This window comes from Actinoplanes sp. TBRC 11911 (genome assembly GCF_012933445.1).
Classification (GTDB): domain Bacteria; phylum Actinomycetota; class Actinomycetes; order Mycobacteriales; family Micromonosporaceae; genus Actinoplanes.
In genome coordinates, this window is sequence record NZ_JABBNC010000041.1 from 51,818 (window position 1) to 70,068 (window position 18,251).

The window sequence follows — 18,251 nt, forward strand, 5'->3', positions numbered from 1 at the left end:
GGAACACCGGCTCAGTTCGACGCCTCCTGGCGTCGTCGGGTCGCACCCGGGACCGGCGCGACCCGGTCTGTTACCGCCCGGCTCAGCGCAGGGTGTTCAGCAGGCCGAGGCCGTTGACGCTCTCGGTCAGGTCAGCGGCCTGGCGGCCACCGGTGGCCTTGCTGTTGCTGCCGGTGGCAGCGGGCTTGGCGTAGTTGTCCGGCTCCTCGCCCTGGCCGTAGCCGTTGTCGTTGGTGTCCGGGCTGACGCCGTTGGCCGCCGCGTACTTGTCGTCGTCCTTGTTGCCCTTGCCGCCGTGGTCGCCCTTGTTGCCGTGGCCCCGGCTGCCGTGGTCACCCTTGATGCCGCCGATGTGGCCATCGTGGCGACCGCACCGGTCGTGCGAGAAGAAGAGCGCGTCGGACAGCAGTCCGTTGCGGCCGTCGCAACCACGGTGCCAGTCGCGGTCGCCGAAGCAGCCACGGTCACGGTCGCAGTTGTGGTCCCGGTCGTCGTCGTTGCCGAAGCAGCGACCGTCGCGGTCCCGGTCCCGGTCGCAGTCGCGGTCCCGGTCGTCGCCGTTGCCCCGCGCGTCACGGATGACGTTGGCGCAGACCGCCGACGACTGGACCCCGCCGAGCAGGGACAGGGCGCCGACCGAGTTACCGCAGGCGTTGATCGGCGCGGTGATCGGGAGAACGATCTGGTTGCCGCTGCCGATCCCGCGGCTGTCGCCGTGGGCCTGCACGGTGTCGGCCGGACCCGACTCGCGCACCCGGCCGGCCGAAACCGTCCGCGAGCTGCCGGACAGGAGCTCCGGCATGGCGGTCGGCGCGAACAGCGCGTTGCCGCCGGTGGACGCACTTTCGTCGCGCGAGATGCCGTTCGCGCAGACCGCGCGGCTCACGACCGGGCCGATGGCCAGGATCGAGTTGCCACAGGCGTTGATCGGGATGTCGATCGGCGCGTACACCTGGTTGCCGGTGAGCCAGCCGTAGCTGTCGTCGCCGACCTGCACGACCGACGGGCTGTCGCCGCGCCGCCCGTCGCCGCGCCGCTCGGTGCCGCTCTCCTCGATGCGGTTGACACCGACACCACGCGAGTCGGTGCGGCCCGCCGTCAGGATGGAGTTGCCGACGACGTTCAGCGGGATCGTGACCGGCAGGTAGACCTGATTGCCGGTCAGCCAGCCCGCGCTGTCGCCGTGGACCTGGAAGACGTCCGGACCTTGCCCACCACGCCGGTCCCGGCGCTGGTCGTCGCCGTGCTCCAGGAGAGCGCCACGGGCGTCGCCCGCCCCCAGGATCTGGGCCGACTCGCTGGCCGGGCTGACCGGGACGTTGGCGACCGTGACGAACTGCGTCGCCGGGTTGCTGCCGTTGTCGCCGGCGTTGACCCCGACGGAGTCGGCCTGCGCGGCGGCCGGCGCGAAGAGCAGCGCACCGGCGGCCAGGACGCCGACGCTCAGTGTCTTGCGAACCCAAGTCTTCATGCGGAAGAAATGCCTTTCCGAAATGAATTAATCATGGCTATTCAATTAGGTGTTTCGGTACGTGCATTTCGGGCGCAGCGGTGCCTTGGCGCTTTTTGTTGTTGCCCTGACTCCGCTTGTCGAATTGCGCCCCATGGGCTTCGGTGCGGTTGCGTGATGGAGGCGCGCACGGTTCCCCGCTTGGTCGCAAGCGGTTCGGGAATCGAGCCGGGACGCTGGCACCGAAGCCGGTGCCGGCCGGATTGCCGGCGGTCGTGGGGACCGCCGGGCGCCATCACTTCAGTCAGGTGAGGCGGTCGGTGTCTCGGCGTCATGGCGCCGGACCTCGACATCGCACGCGATCGGCAGCCGATGGCAGGCCATGGTGCTGCTCGCGATCGCCGCCGGCTGGAAGGCCGCGGAGCCGCCTTCCGTCCGTGTGCTCCCCGACCCGGTGGCCGGGGTACCACTGACATCCCCGAGGTGCAGCCGCAGCGGTGCCGCGGGACCGCCACCGCCGGGGTTGTCCTCCGCTGACGCCCGTTCCGGTCGGGCGATCACCGCGTGCGCGGTGGCCGTCCGGTGTGGAGCGGAAGGTCGTACGGAGGGTGCGTCGTCATGAACCGCGGTAACGACGCGGGAGACCTTCGGAACCGGTGCAACCACCGGTTCCTGGGGCTGGGCCTCGGCCCGCGCTGCCCCCGCGACCGGCTCCGGCAGCGTGGCGACCGGGGAGATGGTCGCCGCGATCGGCCGCTGCTGGTCATCCGCCGGAGCGCCCCGATCCGGGCCGGCGACGTCCGCGAGGACATCGTCGACGCCGTCGGTAGCGGCGTTCGCGGGAATCACGCTCGGGTCGCGCACGACCTCGTCGACGATCGGCTGGGTGAGAACCCGCCGCGGGACGTCGAGCACGTCGGGCACGAGATGATGCTTGCGCACCGGCTTCGCGGCCTCCAGCGGCCGGGTGGCCACCTTCAGAACGCGGTGCACGGGCGCGGTGGTGTCGCTGCCGACCAAGTCGTCGATCGCGGAACCGCCGGATGCGGCACTGTCGACAACGGAACCGAGCAGCGAGCCGGATGGCCCGTCCGCGCGGTCGGCCGCTTGTGCGGCGGCACCGGTGAGCAACCAGGCCGCACCGGCCAGGCCACCGACGACGAGGACACGCAGAAGCCACCGGGACGACCCGGTGCCGCGTGGGCGGCGTTCCGCCGGCCGCTCCGCCACCTGGCTGTGAGGCGGTAAGGGCGCGGACACACCGATGGACGACATGGACGGCGACCGGAAAGGCGTGCGCGAAGTGCGCTCGACCCCCAGTCGTGTCATGATTCGCCCCTCGTCATTCGATTCCGACCGGTGGCCGTTCGCCGGAACCGGCGGTCGGCCACTCGTATTGGTAACGAAACGAGCGTGGACGGGTCACGCAGACAAATCGGAAAAATGATCGCAGGTTTCTGCGGTAGAAATCACACCAATCTGGTGCGAGGACCCGCACGGAGTACGCCACTCGGCAACGTGCGGCCGAGCAGTTTCTCCGCCATCTCCGCCGTCTCGATCAGGCGGTCCAGGTCGATTCCGGTGTCGATGCCCATGTCATGCAGCATGTGGACGACCTCCTCGGTCGCCACGTTGCCCGAGGCTCCGGGCGCGTACGGGCACCCACCGATCCCGCCGGCGCTGGCGTCGAACTCGGACACCCCCAGTTCGAGCGCCGTCAGGATGTTGGCCAGTCCCGTACCCCTGGTGTTGTGGAAGTGCAGGAGGTCGGGGCGTACGGCGGAAAGAAGATCACGCACCCGGCGCGGAGTTGCCATGCCGGTGGTGTCACCGAAGGCGATCCGGTCGGCGCCGTCGGCGCGCACCCGGGCCACGATCGCGGCCACCCGGTCGGGATCGATGTCGCCCTCGAACGGACAGCCGAAGCTGGTCGCGACGATCACCTCAACCGTCGCGCCAGCCTCGTGGATCAAGGGGATGAGCTGGGAAATGTCCTCGATGGACTCGTCCGTCGACCGGTTCAGGTTGCGGCGGTTGTGGGTGTCCGAGGCGGAGACGACCACCTCGATCTCCCGGAAACCCGCGGCGATCGCACGCTGCGCGCCGCGGGTGTTCGGGATGAGCGCCGAATACCGAATATCCGGATTTTTCGTGACCTGTGCCCACACCTCGTCCGCGTCGGCCATCTGCGGGATGGCCTTCGGATGGACGAACGAGACAGCCTCGATCCGCCGCACGCCCGTCTCGCTCAACGCGTTGATGAGACTGACCTTCGCCTCGGTCGGGACGGGCTCCTCGTTCTGCAGCCCGTCCCGCGGTGCGACCTCACGAATGCTGACCTCGGACAAGTGAGCTCACCTCATACGCGACACGATGCCGGTGTCGTAGTCACCGGACAGGAATTCGTCGTTCTCCAGCAGCTCGGCGAAGAACGGCAGGTTGTTCTTCGGGCCGACGATCTCGAAACCGGCCACGGCGGTGCGCGCCTTGGCGATCGCGTCGGCACGGTCCGTGCCGTAGACGATCAGCTTCGCCATCAGGGAGTCGTAGTTCGGCGTGACAGTGGTGCCGGCCGCGTAGCCGGAGTCGACCCGGACACCGTCGCCGGTCGGCTCCACCCAGGTCGCGACCTTGCCGGGGCCGGGCAGGAAGCGCTTCGGGTCCTCGGCGTTGACCCGCAGCTCGATCGCGTGGCCGGTGCTGGTCAGCGCGGCCGGGTCGAAGGTCGGCGCCTCGCCCGAGGCGATCCGCAACTGCTCCTCGACCAGGTCGAGGCCGTGGATGAGCTCGGTGATCGGGTGCTCGACCTGCAGACGGGTGTTCATCTCCAGGAAGAAGAACTCGCCGGTGGCCGGGTCGAGCAGGCACTCGACGGTGCCGGCGTTGCGATACCCGACCGCCTCGCCGGCCTTGACCGCCGCGGCCAGGAAGCGGGCGCGCAGCTCCGGGCTCACCGCCGGGGACGGGGCCTCCTCCACCAGCTTCTGGTTGCGGCGCTGCACCGAGCACTCGCGCTCGGACAGGGCGATCACCCGGCCGTCGGCGAGACCGAGGATCTGCACCTCGACGTGGCGCACCCGGGGGAAGTAGCGCTCGATCAGCACCGAACCGTCGCCGAACATGCGCTCGGCGAAAGTGCGGACCTTCTCGTACTCGGTACGCAGGGCGGCCTCGTCGTTCGCGACCTGCATGCCCATGCCGCCACCGCCCGCCGCGGCCTTCACCATGACCGGGTACCCGATCGAGGTGGCCGCCTCGATCGCGGACTCCACGGTGGCGGCCGGGTCCTCGGTGCCGGGCGCGACCGGGACTCCGGCGGCGGCCATCAGGTTCCGCGCGTTGATCTTGTCGCCCATCGCGGTGATCGCCTCGGCCGACGGGCCGACCCAGATCAGACCGTTGGCGGCGACCGTGCGCGCGAAGTCGGCGTTCTCGCTGAGGAAGCCGTAACCGGGGTGGATGGCCTGGGCCCCGGTGGACTTCGCGGCGGCGAGGATGGCTTCGGTGTTGCGGTAACTCTGGGCCGGGTTGGCCGGTCCGACGTTGACCGCCTCGTCGGCCTCGAGGACGAACGGCATGCCGGCGTCCGCCTCCGAGTAGACCGCGATCGTCCGGATCCCCAGCCGCTTGGCGGTACGGATGATCCGGCGGGCGATCTCGCCCCGGTTGGCGATGAGCAGCGACTCGATCATGTAGTTCTTTCTGTCTCGACTTTCCCGGTCAGTGACCGGTCAGCGCGTGCACGGTGGCATCACGCAGCAACGCCGCGCGGCGGCGCCGGTCGACCTCACCGCCCAGGAACGGGGTGGAGTTCATCAAACCGAACGCCGAGTGTGCCAGTACCCGGGCCTCGCCCGCATCAAGCTCCGGTCGCAGCGTGGCGAGAACGCCGACCCACTCCTCCACATAGAGGCGCTGGAGCCGGCGGATCTGGCGGCGCGGCTCGTCCGGAAGGCGGTCCAGCTCGTGCAGGTGAAGCGCGATGACAGCGGGGTTGGCCAGGGCGAACTCCACGTGGAAATCGATCAGGTCGGCCAGCGCCGCGCCCGCGTCGTCGGGGTGACGGGCGACACGTGCGCGGCCGCCGGCCAGCAGGCCCTCGCTCACCGGGATCAGCGCGGCGGCCAGCATGGCCTCCTTGCCGGCGAAGTGGTGATAGAGCGCCGGGCCGGTTACGCCGGCGGCCGAGCCGATGTCGTCCATCGACACGCCGTGGTAGCCACGGGCGGCGAAAAGGCCGACCGCAATCTCCAGGATCTCGTCTCGGCGCGACCGGCGCCGGGGCGCGGGCGGCCCCGGCCGGTGCTGCTGATCAACCGTCGTCACCTGGCAACTGTAACCCGATGTCAAGCCCGTTACTTAACGGCCGTTCAGGATATGGATGCCCGTGCTTCCGCGTCGGCGAGCATGCTCTCGACGCGTTCCGCCTGCTCAGTAGCCCCGATAGAGCGCAATTTCCCGAGCGCGCCACGCAGGTGCGGGATCGCCTCGGCAAACCTCTCCCGCGCCATCAGCAAGCCGGCCACCTCGTATCCCACAAGGGAGCGCTGGTAGATCGCGTTGGGTTCGGCGGCCAGCTCGGACGGCAACGCGTCGAAGCGCTCGGCAGCCACCTTGGCGGCCTCTTCGCCCTCGTCCGGCGCGTCCGCGTAATGCAGTGCGCCGATGCGGCGGCGCAGCGCACGCAGCTCACCGATGAGATCCCCGGCGTCGCGCAGCGCGACAGCGGCGGCCGCGAACGTCTCGGCCGCCTCGGCGTCCCGGTCCATCTCGTAGAGCAGGTCGGCGGCCTGCTCGGCGATCTGGCCCCGGCCGGCCGGGTTGTCCGCCAGCCGCTCGATCAGCTCGCGGTAGAGCTCCAGTGCCCGGTTCGCGTCGCCGATCGCGCGGTTGAGGCCGGCCAGCAGATAGCGGGCGTTGTCGGCCGCCTCCTGGTCGCCCAGACGTTCGAAGATCGATACCGCCTGCTCGGCGACCTCGGCGCCCTCGGCCGGGCGGTCCGCCAGCCGGTACGCGTTCGCCAGCTCGGCACGAGCGTAGGCGCCCGCGCCGTCCTGCCCGTGCTCGGCGCAGAGGGCGACCCCCTCGACCAGATCGGTGATCGCCTCGTCGGAACGGCCCAGCCGCATCAGTGCCGTCCCCCGGCCCAGGCGAGCGGGCAGTGCCAGATCGGCGGCCGGCGACGCGATCACGATGCCGAACAGCTCGGCCTTCTCGGCCGGGTCGTCCACGATGTGCCCGAAAAGGTTGGCCGCCTCGGCGACCCGGCGCGACGGCCCGTGCGCCCGATAGAACTCGTAGGCCTGGCGGGCCGCCGTCATCGCCTCGTCGTGGCGGTGCGCGGCCGCCCGGTTACGCGCCCGCAGCATCGCGTGCATCGCGATCAGCCGTTCGTCGCCGGACTGCTCGGCGTACGCGTCCGAGCGGTCCGCGATCGCGTTCGCCTCGTCGAGCTCATCGTTCAAATAGTGCAAAATAGACAGACGGGCCCAGGCCTTGGCCCGTTCCGGCGCGCCGCCGTGTTCCTCCTGGTAGTCAGCGTCGGCCCGGACCGGCTCGAACGCCTCGTCGGTCAGCCCGGCGTACGCCCGCTCGACGGCCATCCGCGCGCGGATCACGCTGGTCGCGCCGACATCACCGGCGGTGGCGTAGAGGTCGGCCGCCTCGCCCCAGTGTGTGAGCACGCGATCGATGTCGCGGTCGACGGCGCGCAACCGCTCACCGGCGAGCACCGCCCGGCGTCCGGCCAGCAGCGGATCGTCGAGCCGCGGGAAACGGGCGTCCAGCGCGTCCAGAGTGGCGGCCGCGGCCGCGTGCCAGTCGGCGGCCTGATGCGCCTCGGCCAGCTCGATCAGCTCGGCCGGATCGGCCTGCGCCGGGATGATCACCGCCGGCTGGGCGACCGGGGGCGGCGCGACCGGGGACACCGCCCGGGCGATCGGTGACAACGTCATGCCCGTCGCGTACGGCTCGGCGTCCAGCCGCTTCGCGACGCGCCGGCTCTGCCGGTCGGTCCCGTTGCGGTCGTCGAAACGACCGCTCAGCGCGATGGCCGTCGCGCGCAACTCGGTGGCGACGTCGGCGGCGGTCGCGTCGTCGTGATCCTTCCGCCGGATCACCGCGTCGCCGTGGCCGAGCTCGGTGATCCGGCGCAGCAGCAATCCGCCCGCCGCGGCGAAGTCCATCTCGGCCGCCGGCGACGGTGCCCGGTCGAGCCAGTCGACGTGGCGCTGGAAGATCTCCAAGCCGCGATGCTCGTTGCCGGTGCGGGCACAGAACTCGATGTGCGACGCGATGCCCATCATGTTGACGATCTTGTCGCGGGCGAGCAGGTAGGACCGGCGATGCGCGTCGGCCGCGTCGTTCGCCCGGCCGATCATCAGATACGGCACCATCAGCTCGGTAAGCATGCGCTGCGGCTGCTCGGCACACGTCCGCTCGCCGTCGAGCACCGGGTTGGCGTGCCGCACCGCGTCGGCGAACCGCCCGCGGGACGAAAGGTATTCGGCGCCGGCGGTCGGGTCGCAACCCACGCAGTCGGAGAGGTTGTCCCGCGGCGCGGCCTGCCACCGCTCGAACCACTGGTCCGCCGCGTCGGCCAGCCCGACATGCTCGGCGATCAGATAGCGCTTCTTGTAGACGGCCTGCATGCCCTGGCCGTACTCGCGGTACCGCCGTTCCATGTCGTCCAGCGCCGCGTACGTCCGGTCGAGCGGGACCTCGGGGAAGTTGGTCAGCGCGGTGACGATCGCCTTGTACGCCCAGAGCAGGCTGCCGAGAGTGCGCTGGTGATACGGCTGGGGGTTGTTGTCGAGATCGCTCAGGCACCAGGAGAACGTGACGAACGCCTTCGCCGGGTCCCCGCCGTACCCGAACGAGTTCGTCGCGATCAGCCGGCTCATGAACGCGAGCTCCTGGTCGCCGGCGCCGTCGGCCTGGCGCAGCAACTGCTCGGCCATCGCCGACCGCGACGCGCCGTACGGCAGGTCGTCGATCTTGTAGAGTAGATCCCAGATCTCGCTGACGGTCGGCATCAGTGGTCTCCCTCGCCGGGAACGGCCCTGTCGAGCAGCCCCATGAACGATGTGGTCAGCAGCGCGGCGTCGGCCGGCCGGATCGGGTGGTGCCCGAGCATCAGCGCCTGCCCGTAGAGCGACTCGACGGCCAGCCCGGCCAGATCGGCGTCCCCGATCGTGATGATGCGCCGGACCAGCGCGTTGCGATGATTGAGGACCAGTTGCGGGCGATCGGTCGGGGTGGTGCGGGCGAGCGCGTCCAGCACCCCGCCCCAGAGGTCGTCGGCCGTCTCACGGCTGGTGGTGAACTGGTCGTGGAAGGCCGCAGCCCGGCTCACCAGATAGATCGCCGGAACGGTCGCCGGATCAAAACCGCGGATCACGACCTCGCACCCGAGCCGGTCGAGCCGTCGCTGCGCCGCCGTGAGGAACGGCCGCAGCCGCAGCTCGGTCTCGGTGTCCACAGCGGAGAAATGGTCCGCGAGATCGCCCGGGTCGAGCCGCTCGACACGCAGGTCACGATCCACCGTGGACAACCGCTGGATGATCTCCGAGTCGTACACGTAGCCGCCGTTGATCACCGCCACGTCCTGCGCGGCGGCGACGGACGCGAGCTGGTGGAACTCGTCGGTGGTCTCCGCATACCGGATCGCGCCGTGCCGCTGGCGGAACTCGGCGAGCGTGACGCGGCCCATGTTGGTCTCCATCGGATACCACTGCTCGACCAGGCGCAGCATCTCGTCGTCGTGCAGGGCGAGCGCCTTGACACCGAGGTGGTGGATGCCGAGGAACTGCGAGAGCCGGCGCGGATCGGTCGCGGCGAGGCGCACCAGCCAGCCGCGCAACTGGTCGGCGATCGCGTCGCGGGTCTCGGCGAGCAGGCCGTCGTCGTACAGCGCCTCGCGGCTCGCGGTCGGCCGCAGCTCGGAGCTGTCGACCACGCACCGCGCGAAGAACGCCCACTCGGGCAGCAGGCCCTCGACGCTCTCGGCGAGCAGCATGCGCTTGAGGTAGACCCGATGGCCACCTCGAGCGGCCGGGTTGACCGGCGTGGGCAGCACGAACGCGACGCCGTGCAGGCCCGCCACCGGCACGTCGAGCGGCACCACGTCGAGCGGGCGGAAACCGAAGACCTCTTCCGCGTACGCCGTGAGGTCGTGCTCGGCGCCGCCCCACGGCACGCCACCGGCCGTCACGCGAACGCCGTCCACCTCGACCCGGGCCGGGAGCAACGAACCGTACAGGCCGGCGAGCTCTCGCACGGTCGTACCGGAAATCAAATGCTCGGCGTCGCGGCGCGGCACCAGGGTGACCGTGGTGCCCGGCTCGCGCTGATCGCCGGGGCGCACCTCGTAACGGCCGTCCGAATAGCCGATCCACAGCACCGGCTCGGCGCCGTCGCGGCGGGTGTGCACCCGGATCTCGTCGGCCACCATGAAGGCGGACAGCAGGCCGATGCCGAACTGGCCGAGGAACTCGTGCCGGGCGAAGCCGAGCTCGTCCCGCTTCGAGCTGCGGCCGATCGTGGCGAGCAACTCGTGCACCTGAGCCTCGGTCAGGCCGATGCCGTTGTCGGTGATGCGCAGGGCGTCGCCGCCGGTGGTGATCGTGACCCGGCCGGCGCTCAGGTCACCGGTCGCGGTGATCGCATCGACGGCGTTCTGAAGGAGCTCGCGGAGGTAGACCCGCGGGCTCGCGTAGAGATGGTGGCTCAAGAGGTCGACGATGCCGCGAAGGTCGACCTGGAACGTGTCGCTCACGGCCGAGAAGGTACCGGAGGGGGCCGACAAAAACGGGGCGGTTTTTCCCCGCCCCGTTCCTGAAGATCAGCTGAAGTTCAGCTCAGCCCGCCCGGCTCGGAGCCGCGCGCGATGGGCGCCCGGACCAGGTTGCCCCATTCGGTCCAGGAACCGTCGTAGTTGCGGACCTGCGGGTAACCCAGCAGGTGGTGCAGAACGAACCAGGTGTGGCTGGACCGCTCGCCGATCCGGCAGTACGCGATGATGTCGTCGCCCTGATCGAGCCCGAGCTCATCGTGATAGATCTTGGTGAGTTCGTCGGCCGGCTTGAAGGAGCCGTCCTCGTTGGCCGCCGACTTCCACGGCTTGCTCAGCGCGCCCGGGATGTGACCGCCGCGCAACGCACCCTCCTGCGGGTACGCCTCCATGTGCGTGAGCTCACCCGAGTACTCCTGGGGGGAGCGCACGTCGACCAGCGGGCGGTTGCTCGAGATGTGCGCCATGACCTGGTCGCGGAACGCGCGGATGTCGGCGTCGTCGCGCACCGGAACCGGGTAGGAGGCCTTGGCCCGTTCGGTCTTGTCGCGGGTCAGCGGCCGGCCCTCGGCCGCCCACTTCTGCCGGCCACCGTCGAGCAGGCGCACGTCGCGGTGACCGAAAAGGCTGAAGACCCAGAGCGCGTACGCGGCCCACCAGTTGAAGTTGTCGCCGTAGAACACGACCGTGTCGTCGCGGCCGATGCCCTTGGACTCGCAGAGCGCGGCGAACGCGGCGGGGTCCAGGTAGTCGCGGGTGAGCTGGTCGTTGAGTTCGAGGTGCCAATCGACCTTGACCGCGCCCGGAATGTGGCCGGTGTCGTACAGAAGGACGTCCTCGTCCGACTCGACCACCACCAGTCCGGGGGTGTCGAGATGCTCGGCCAGCCACTCGGTGGTGACGAGCCTATCGGGGTGCGCGTACGCCTGAAGCGAAGGCGCCGAATCGTTCGGAACTGACATGGTAGACACGTTAGCTCTATTTAATGGCCTCGCTCCGCTCGGCGGGCACTGCGCCCCTTCAGGTTGATGTCGAGGACGACTGAAAAAGAGCTCCTTCGTCGCGCTTTTTCCGGCGGCCTCGACATCAACGGGCGCAGTGCGTCAGGTGATGGGGGCCAGTGCGGGGCGTTTGGCGGTGATGAGGTCGCCGCTCGAGCGGCCGACGAAGTGGCGGCCCACCCACGGCATCAGATGCACGCGCGCCCAATGCAGGTCAGCGCCGCGTGCCAGCAGCCACGGAGTGGGTTCGGGTGCGGGCGGAACGAGTAACCAATCCTCCTCGACGCCCACCCCGAGAGCGGTCAGTACGTGGGCAGCGACACGTCGATGGCCGGCCGCGGAGAGATGTAAGCGGTCGGCGCTCCACATCTTCGGGTGCCGGAACACGTCGTCGCCGTAGAGATCGATCAGGTACGTCCCGTAGCGCTCGGCCAGCCGGGCAGCCCCGTCGTTGAGGGCGGCGGCGCGCGGTCCGATGACCCGTTGCGCGGGCAGATGCGCGGCGATATCGGCGAAGCGGAACAGGATGACGTCCGCGCCCTGGGCTCGGAGCTTGGCGATCACCGGGTCGATCCGGTCGACCAGGGCCGCCACGTCGAGCCGCGGGCGCAACACGTCGTTGCCGCCGGCCGCGAAGCTCACCAGGTCGGGCCGCATGGCCAGCGTCGGTCCGAGCTGATCGCCGACCACCTGGTCGACCACCTTGCCGCGGATTGCGAGGTTCGCGTACCCGAAGCCGGGTCCCGCCTCGACCGCGAGCCGGGCCGCGACCAGGTCCGCCCAGCCGCGGTAGGTGTCGTCGTCCGGATACGGATCGTCCATGCCCTCGGTGAAGCTGTCACCCATCGCCACGAAGCTGTGCCAGGCCACCTTCGCCCCCTCGACGTCTCCTCACTTCTGATTGCAAAGTCAGTTTTCCATTGCCCGGGGGTGACGGCAGCGTGACGATGGCGACACGCATTAATGGGCTGCCATCTGTCGTACCCCCTCTCTACGCTGCTCTTCATGCTGTTGCGAATGTCCACGTTGCTCCTGCGGACCCTTCGCGAGGACCCGGCGGACGCGGAGGTGCCGAGCCATCGGCTGCTGCTGCGCGCCGGCTTCATCCGGCGGGCCGCGCCGGGTGGTTACACGTGGCTGCCGCTCGGCAAGCTGGTTCTCGACCGGGTGACCGCGGTGGTCCGCGCCGAGATGATCGCGGCCGGCGCGCAGGAGGTGCTGTTCCCCGCGCTGCTCCCGCGCGAGCCGTACGACGTGAGCAACCGCTGGACCGAGTACGGCGACGACATCTTCACGCTGCACGATCGACGTGGCGCGGAACACCTTCTCGCGCCCACGCATGAAGAGATGTTCGCCCTGCTCGTGCAGGACATGACCGGTTCGTACCGGGACTTCCCGCTGCTGCTGTTCCAGATCCAGACCAAGTTTCGCGACGAGGCCAGGCCGCGCGGCGGGCTGCTGCGCGGGCGCGAGTTCCTGATGAAGGACGCGTATTCGTTCGACCTGACCGACGAGGGGCTCCGCGACGCGTACGCCGGAATGCGTGCGGCCTATCAGCGCGTCTTCGCCCGGCTGGGGCTCACCTACACGACGGTCGCGGCGATGTCCGGCGCCATGGGTGGGTCCGCGTCCGAGGAGTTCCTCGCCACAGCCGCGGTGGGCGAGGACACATTCGTCGGGTGCGACACCTGCTCGTACGCCGCGAACACCGAGGCCGTGGTGACGCCGGCCCCGGCTGCCGGCCCGGCGGTGACCGCCGAGCTCGTGGTCCACGACACCCCGGACACCCCGACCATCGCCGCGCTGGTCGAGATGGCAAACGATCGCGCGCTGGACGGCCGCACCGACTGGACCGCGTCCGACACCCTGAAGAACGTGGTCGTCACGGTGCACCACCCAGGTGGCGACGACGAGGTGCTGGCGATCGGTGTGCCAGGCGACCGGGACGTGGACATGAAACGGCTGGACGCCGCGCTCGCCCCGGCGACCGCCACCTTGTTCGACGACTTCGCCGCCCGCGCCGACCTGGTCAAGGGCTACATCGGCCCGCAGCACATCAAGGTGCGCTATCTGGCCGACCCCCGGGTGGCGCCCGGCACCGCCTGGCTGACCGGGGCCAATGAGAAGGGCAGGCACGCGACGAACGTGGTGGCCGGCCGCGACTTCACCCCGGACGGCACCATCGAGGCCGCCGAGGTGCGAGCCGGCGACCCGTGCCCGGTCTGCGGCACCGGTTCGCTGAGCATCCGCCGCGGTATCGAGATCGGACACATCTTCCAGCTCGGCCGGCGATACACGGAAGCATTCGGGGTCAGCGTGCTCGGCGCGGACGGCAAGCCGGTGCGCCCGACGATGGGCTCGTACGGCATCGGGGTCTCGCGAGCGGTCGCGGCCATCGCCGAGCAGCATCACGACGACCGCGGCCTGCTCTGGCCCGCGGAGGTGTCGCCGGCCGACGTGCACATCGTCGCCACCGGCCGGGACGGCCAGATCGAGACGGCGCTCGAGGTCGGTGCGGCGCTGGTCGCGGACGGCCGCCGAGTCCTGGTCGACGACCGGCCGAACATTTCGGCCGGGGTGAAGTTCACCGATGCCGAGCTGATCGGCATCCGGTGGATCGTGGTGATCGGGCGCGGCTTCGCCGACGGTCAGGCGGAAATTCGCCGGGGCCGAACGGGTGAACGTCAGTCCGTGCCGATTACCGACGTATCACGTGTAATCGCTTCACAACTCGGGTAACGCACGTTTACGACGCGGGGAGGAAGAGTCATGGCCAAGGTGGCGGTCGCCGACGTGATGACCAGGCAGGTCGTCTATCTACCCGAAGCGACCACGCTCGACGAAGCCGCCCAGGTCATGCGTGATCGCGGCATCGGCGACGTGGTGGTCACCCGCGGCGCGACCATGGAGGGCCTGATCACCGATCGGGACATCGTGGTCCGCGCGATCGCGGAGGGCCTTCCGCCGAAGACGACATCGCTCGGCGCGATCATCTCGCATGAACTGATCATGGTGGAGCAGTCGGCCACCGTGGAGGAAGCCGTCCAGGCGATGCGCGAGCGCGCGGTGCGTCGTCTGCTGGTCTGTGACTCGGACCGCAAGGTGGTCGGCATCCTCAGCCTGAGTGACATCGCGCTCCTACCGACATCGACGGCAGCGTGAACCTTTCGACGCGGCAATAGCGCCTTCGCTGAGTAGTGTCGTTCTGGTGAGTGACATGCCCCCCAAGCTGGCCGAGATCGTGGACGAGTTCGCGAGTGCCCCGCGCGACGTCGTCCTCGAGATGCTGCTCGAGTTCTCCGATGCGGTCCCGGCCTTGCCAGCCGATTTAGTCGGACACGCCGGGATGGAACAGGTCCCGGAATGCCAGACGCAGTTCTTCCTGAAGGCCACGGTCAACCCGGACGACACGGTGCAGACGTTCTTCGACTGCCCGCTGGAGGCTCCGACCACGCGCGCGTTCGCCGGCATCCTCACCGAGGGTCTGGAGGGCGCCACCCCGGAAGAGATTCTCGCCCTGCCCGAGGATCTCTACGCCCGGATGGGGCTCGGTCAGGTGATCAGCCCGCTGCGCATCCGAGGTGCGGCGGCGATCCTTGCCCGTCTCAAGCGCCAGGTCACCGCACAAGCCAAGTAAGCCGGAGAGTCCGTGGAAATTCAGGTCTGGTCCGATGTCGTCTGCCCCTGGTGCCTCATCGGAAAGAACCGTCTGGAAAAAGCCGCCGCCCAATCCCCCGAGAACATCACGGTGACCTTCCGAGCATTCCAGCTCGACCCCTCGCCGGTGCCCGAGCCGGTCCCGACCAAGGAGGCAGCGGCCGCCAAGTTCGGCGGCCGGGCCAACGTCGACCAGATGTTCGGCCGGGTCACCGCGCTCGCGGCCGCCGACGGCCTGATGCTCGACTACGACCATGCGATCGCGGCCAACACGTTCGACGCGCACCGGCTCGTCGCCTGGGCCGCCGATCAGGGCCGGCAGATCGAGATGGTCGAGGCGCTGCAGCGCGCACACTTTATGGCCGGCGTCGACGTCGGCTCACTGGACGCGTTAGCCGGCGTTGCCGCCTCGATCGGCTTAGACGAGGCGGCAGCGTTGGAGTATTTGAAGTCCGATGCCGGTACCGACGCGGTGAACGCCGACCTCGCCGAGGCGCGCGAACTCGGCATCACCAGCGTGCCCACCTTCGTGATCGATGGAAAGTACGCAATTCAGGGCGCTCAGGAAGTATCGACCCTGGTCTCGGCTTTCGAGGAGATCGCTCGCCGGGAGGCCGCCGGCAACGATTGATGACGTTCTTGGTTTCACGTGGAACGGAATCGACCGATGTCTACGCGATGCGGGCCAGGTCCGGGATCACCTGAGCATTCGGCAGGGCGCCCAGGGCCGGGCCCGCGATGGCGATCTTGCTGTGCCGCACCCCCGACCCCACGATCACGTGCGGCGTGGCGGCGACCCGCGCGTCGACCAGGACCGGCCAGTCCGCGGGCAGCCCGATCGGCGTGATGCCGCCGTACTCCATCCCGGTCAGCCGAACCGCCTCGTCCATCGGGGCGAAGCTGCACTTGCGGGCGTCGAGAAGCTTGCGGACCACGCCGTTCACGTCGGCTCGGGTGGTGGCGAGGATGACGCACGCCGCGTACCGGACCACCTCGCCTCGCCGCCCCGCGACGATCACGCAGTTCGCCGACACCTCCAGGCCCACGTCGTACGCCTCGCAGAACGCCGCCGTGTCCGCCACCCCGGCGTCGATCGGGGCCACCAGCACCTGCTCGGCGTCCACCGGTGCCTCGGCCGGCCAAATCTCGAGCGCCTTCACCACCGGCGGGGCCAGCAGATCGGGGCGGGACAGGGCGGGCTCAAGCTTCAGGGTTCCCATCACGCCCGTCATGATTGCTCAATACTTCTGCGCCAGGTAGTCCTCGCATGTGCGAGTCCCGGTGGCGTCCGCTTTCGTGGTCAGGGCGGCGGAACCGAGTGTGGCACTCAGCCGACCGGGAATCCGTGGACGCAGGAAAGGTCGCTTCATGACAACGGCCCGGCGAGATCCTCAAAATCGACCAGATCTTGACGATCGTCAGAGGGTGTGGAGGAGAGACGACAAGCACGCATCGGGACCGTCAGTGGCCTAGCGCTTCTGGCCGGCGGCACGGCGGTGGCCGCGGTCGCCGGTGGCGCGCACACGATCTTCGCCACGCTTCTGCTCGGCCTGCTGACGCTGGGCCTGGTCCATGCGCTGGTCGTCGAGATCGGCCGGCAGGCACTGCGCCGCTCGGCCGGCGGCTGGGCACGCCACGACACGATCAACGCGGTCCTGCTGGGCGCGTGGTCCGAGATCGCCTTATTCATGGCGATTCTCGGCCCCGGTTCGCTCGCCTTGCGCGCCGTCGGCCTCATTCTCTCGCTTGCGTACGCCTCGAGCTGCGTCTACTTCGTGACCAAGCGCCGCCGCGCGGTCGCCTCCCAAGCACCGTCCCCGTCGACGCCGGCCCACCCGACCCCACCGCTCGCCACCACCGCCAGCGAGCCCGACAACTAGCCGAACCCGGTCATTAGACAGCGCTGAAGCGATAGGTTTTCGACGTCAGCAACGCCTCCGTCATTCGTACGCCGGTCAGGCGCTCGGTCAGCGCGAACGCCGCCGCCGTGCAGTAGTCCGGGTCGGTCGACGACCCGAAGCCCACCGCCGAGATCACCGAGGCGAGCTCGCTGGTTCGCCGCGCCGGCCGGGGTGGGGCGGTCAACGGGTCGAAGTCCAGGTCGACTCCCCGGTCGGTGAGCATGAGCAGGCGCCCGCGATGGTTCGACGCCCGGTAGTGCGAGATCACCGTGGTGCCGCTGGACAGCGGCCGCAGCAGCGACTCGGTCGTTCCCAGGGCGCCGTTGTCCTCGACCACGAGCGTCCACCCGTCGTCGATCCGGGTCACGCCGAAGAACCGCCGACCGGGATTGCCGCGCTGCCCGTCGCCGGAGCCCACGAGCTGCTTCCAATAGACCCGTTCAAGTTCCTTGGCACCCAGCCGATCGAGGACCTCGCCGGTCTGCAGCCCCTTCACCCAGACGAACGAGAAACCCTTGGAGAGGTCGGCGTTCGAGGCGAACCAGCGGTAGTCGGCGGCCACCGCCGGACGGGCCGGGCCGGACGGCTCAGGGGCCGCGGTCACCTTGGGTGATTGCGCTCCGCAGCCGGCGACGACACCCGCTGTGAGCAGCCAAAAGAAGGAACGGCGATGCACGGTTTCAGTACATCAGACTCGGCCGGCCGTCGGCTTCCCCGAGGCGTACGGGAGCGGGCAGCGCCACCCGGCAGAGACCGCGACTGAAAGAGTCAATAGCCGTTCGGTTGTTGCATCGGAGATCGCTGCGCGCCACCATCCTGCTGTGACCATGCGCACTTCCGATCTCCTCGCGATCGGCGAGGCGGCGATCCTGCTGCGGACGACCCGGCAGCGGATCCTCGATCTCTGCGCGCGGGGACTACTGCCGTACGTCAGCGTAGGCCCCCAGCGACGGGTGCGCCGCGCGGACGTCGAGGCATTGATCGAGACCGCGCTGACCCGCGAGCAGCTCGAGCAGCTGTGGTTGCACCAGGCGATCGCGATCAAGTTCGTGGCGAACCCGTTCGCACTCCTCGCGACCGCCGCGGCCAACCTCAGCCGGCTCCGGGCGCTGCACGTCGACGGCACCGGCACGGAGTGGCTGGACCGGTGGCAGATCGTGCTGGACGACGGCCCGGGCGCCGTGCTCGACGCCTTGACATCACCGGTTGACTACGCGGTGCGACTGCGGCTTATGTCGCCGTTCGCCGGTGTGCTGTCCGAAGTGGAGCGGCGGAACGTGCTCGACGCCCTCGCGGAACGCCGTCGTGTGCAGGTCCGGTCGATGCGCCCGCAGACACGTGAGCGGGTCATGCGCGCTGTGTGAGGCCTCGATCACAAAGTTAAAAAAGGACCTTATGTAACTCGGTGCGCCGGGCGGATAGTGGGCGTAGTTGATCGCGATGACCTCGCA

At 69.5% G+C, this 18,251-nt stretch carries 17 protein-coding genes; 6 read left to right on the plus strand and 11 right to left on the minus strand.

Annotation, left to right across the window (positions count from 1 at the left end):
• Positions 1-82 precede the first annotated feature (82 nt).
• The 9 genes from HH310_RS37160 to HH310_RS37200 all read right to left on the minus strand — a co-directional run bounded on the left by HH310_RS37160 (position 83) and on the right by HH310_RS37200 (position 12,112).
• Positions 83-1,471 (minus strand): chaplin, encoded by a 1,389-nt coding sequence (locus HH310_RS37160; RefSeq protein WP_169180431.1) that lies wholly within the window; start codon positions 1,469-1,471, stop codon positions 83-85.
• Between the two features lie 279 nt (positions 1,472-1,750).
• Positions 1,751-2,779 carry a hypothetical protein gene (locus HH310_RS37165; protein ID WP_169180432.1) on the minus strand — a complete coding sequence of 343 codons (1,029 nt, stop codon included), beginning with the start codon at positions 2,777-2,779 and terminating at the stop codon, positions 1,751-1,753.
• Positions 2,780-2,919: 140 nt separating this feature from the next.
• On the minus strand, positions 2,920-3,798 hold the full coding sequence (locus HH310_RS37170; RefSeq protein ID WP_169180433.1) for a hydroxymethylglutaryl-CoA lyase: 879 nt from the start codon (positions 3,796-3,798) through the stop codon (positions 2,920-2,922).
• 6 nt (positions 3,799-3,804) lie between these two features.
• Entirely contained in the window at positions 3,805-5,142 is a 1,338-nt protein-coding gene (locus tag HH310_RS37175; protein ID WP_169180434.1) for an acetyl/propionyl/methylcrotonyl-CoA carboxylase subunit alpha, read from the minus strand.
• Positions 5,143-5,170: 28 nt separating this feature from the next.
• A complete protein-coding gene (locus HH310_RS37180; RefSeq protein ID WP_169180435.1) occupies positions 5,171-5,776 on the minus strand; it encodes a TetR/AcrR family transcriptional regulator in 606 nt (201 codons plus the stop codon).
• Between the two features lie 44 nt (positions 5,777-5,820).
• A complete protein-coding gene (locus tag HH310_RS37185; RefSeq protein ID WP_169180436.1) occupies positions 5,821-8,484 on the minus strand; it encodes a tetratricopeptide repeat protein in 2,664 nt (887 codons plus the stop codon).
• Positions 8,484-10,226 carry an HSP90 family protein gene (locus HH310_RS37190; RefSeq protein WP_169180437.1) on the minus strand — a complete coding sequence of 581 codons (1,743 nt, stop codon included), beginning with the start codon at positions 10,224-10,226 and terminating at the stop codon, positions 8,484-8,486. Before HH310_RS37190 ends, HH310_RS37185 begins: the two co-directional genes overlap by 1 nt.
• A gap of 77 nt (positions 10,227-10,303) precedes the next feature.
• The gene (locus HH310_RS37195) at positions 10,304-11,203 is read right to left on the minus strand and encodes a sulfurtransferase (protein ID WP_169180438.1); all 900 of its coding nucleotides are present in this window, start codon (positions 11,201-11,203) and stop codon (positions 10,304-10,306) included.
• Between the two features lie 141 nt (positions 11,204-11,344).
• Positions 11,345-12,112 carry an SGNH/GDSL hydrolase family protein gene (locus HH310_RS37200; RefSeq protein WP_169180439.1) on the minus strand — a complete coding sequence of 256 codons (768 nt, stop codon included), beginning with the start codon at positions 12,110-12,112 and terminating at the stop codon, positions 11,345-11,347.
• A gap of 135 nt (positions 12,113-12,247) precedes the next feature.
• On the opposite strand from HH310_RS37200, the gene HH310_RS37205 reads away from it, so the two are divergent.
• The 4 genes from HH310_RS37205 to HH310_RS37220 are packed head-to-tail and all read left to right on the plus strand — an operon-like array spanning position 12,248 to position 15,530.
• Positions 12,248-13,981 carry a proline--tRNA ligase gene (locus HH310_RS37205; RefSeq protein ID WP_169180440.1) on the plus strand — a complete coding sequence of 578 codons (1,734 nt, stop codon included), beginning with the start codon at positions 12,248-12,250 and terminating at the stop codon, positions 13,979-13,981.
• Positions 13,982-14,011: 30 nt separating this feature from the next.
• Positions 14,012-14,404 carry a CBS domain-containing protein gene (locus tag HH310_RS37210; RefSeq protein ID WP_169180441.1) on the plus strand — a complete coding sequence of 131 codons (393 nt, stop codon included), beginning with the start codon at positions 14,012-14,014 and terminating at the stop codon, positions 14,402-14,404.
• Positions 14,405-14,450: 46 nt separating this feature from the next.
• On the plus strand, positions 14,451-14,879 hold the full coding sequence (locus HH310_RS37215; RefSeq protein WP_169180442.1) for a SufE family protein: 429 nt from the start codon (positions 14,451-14,453) through the stop codon (positions 14,877-14,879).
• 12 nt (positions 14,880-14,891) lie between these two features.
• The gene (locus HH310_RS37220; protein ID WP_169180443.1) at positions 14,892-15,530 is read left to right on the plus strand and encodes a DsbA family protein; all 639 of its coding nucleotides are present in this window, start codon (positions 14,892-14,894) and stop codon (positions 15,528-15,530) included.
• A 40-nt stretch (positions 15,531-15,570) separates the two neighbouring features.
• On the opposite strand, the gene HH310_RS37225 is transcribed toward HH310_RS37220, so the two are convergent.
• A complete protein-coding gene (locus HH310_RS37225) occupies positions 15,571-16,119 on the minus strand; it encodes a YbaK/EbsC family protein (RefSeq protein ID WP_169180466.1) in 549 nt (182 codons plus the stop codon).
• A 207-nt stretch (positions 16,120-16,326) separates the two neighbouring features.
• Here HH310_RS37225 and HH310_RS37230 point away from each other — a divergent pair, with 207 nt between their 5' ends.
• Positions 16,327-16,779 (plus strand): hypothetical protein, encoded by a 453-nt coding sequence (locus HH310_RS37230; protein ID WP_169180444.1) that lies wholly within the window; start codon positions 16,327-16,329, stop codon positions 16,777-16,779.
• A 13-nt stretch (positions 16,780-16,792) separates the two neighbouring features.
• On the opposite strand, the gene HH310_RS37235 is transcribed toward HH310_RS37230, so the two are convergent.
• Positions 16,793-17,404: a DUF6461 domain-containing protein gene (locus HH310_RS37235; protein ID WP_169180445.1), complete on the minus strand. Its 612-nt coding sequence runs from the start codon at positions 17,402-17,404 to the stop codon at positions 16,793-16,795.
• 223 nt (positions 17,405-17,627) lie between these two features.
• Here HH310_RS37235 and HH310_RS37240 point away from each other — a divergent pair, with 223 nt between their 5' ends.
• Positions 17,628-18,164, plus strand: a complete 537-nt coding sequence (locus tag HH310_RS37240; RefSeq protein WP_169180467.1) for a helix-turn-helix domain-containing protein — start codon at positions 17,628-17,630, stop codon at positions 18,162-18,164.
• The last annotated feature ends 87 nt before the right edge of the window (positions 18,165-18,251 follow it).

Bases quoted from the DNA above. Each gene is read 5' to 3' on its own strand.
- HH310_RS37225 (WP_169180466.1), bottom strand. From the start codon at position 16,119: ATGGGAACCCTGAAGCTTGAGCCCGCCCTGTCCCGCCCCGATCTGCTG.
- HH310_RS37165 (WP_169180432.1), bottom strand. From the start codon at position 2,779: ATGACACGACTGGGGGTCGAGCGCACTTCGCGCACGCCTTTCCGGTCG.
- HH310_RS37240 (WP_169180467.1), top strand. From the start codon at position 17,628: ATGCGCACTTCCGATCTCCTCGCGATCGGCGAGGCGGCGATCCTGCTG.
- HH310_RS37205 (WP_169180440.1), top strand. From the start codon at position 12,248: ATGCTGTTGCGAATGTCCACGTTGCTCCTGCGGACCCTTCGCGAGGAC.
- HH310_RS37195 (WP_169180438.1), bottom strand. From the start codon at position 11,203: ATGTCAGTTCCGAACGATTCGGCGCCTTCGCTTCAGGCGTACGCGCAC.
- HH310_RS37210 (WP_169180441.1), top strand. From the start codon at position 14,012: ATGGCCAAGGTGGCGGTCGCCGACGTGATGACCAGGCAGGTCGTCTAT.
- HH310_RS37175 (WP_169180434.1), bottom strand. From the start codon at position 5,142: ATGATCGAGTCGCTGCTCATCGCCAACCGGGGCGAGATCGCCCGCCGG.
- HH310_RS37160 (WP_169180431.1), bottom strand. From the start codon at position 1,471: ATGAAGACTTGGGTTCGCAAGACACTGAGCGTCGGCGTCCTGGCCGCC.
- HH310_RS37185 (WP_169180436.1), bottom strand. From the start codon at position 8,484: ATGCCGACCGTCAGCGAGATCTGGGATCTACTCTACAAGATCGACGAC.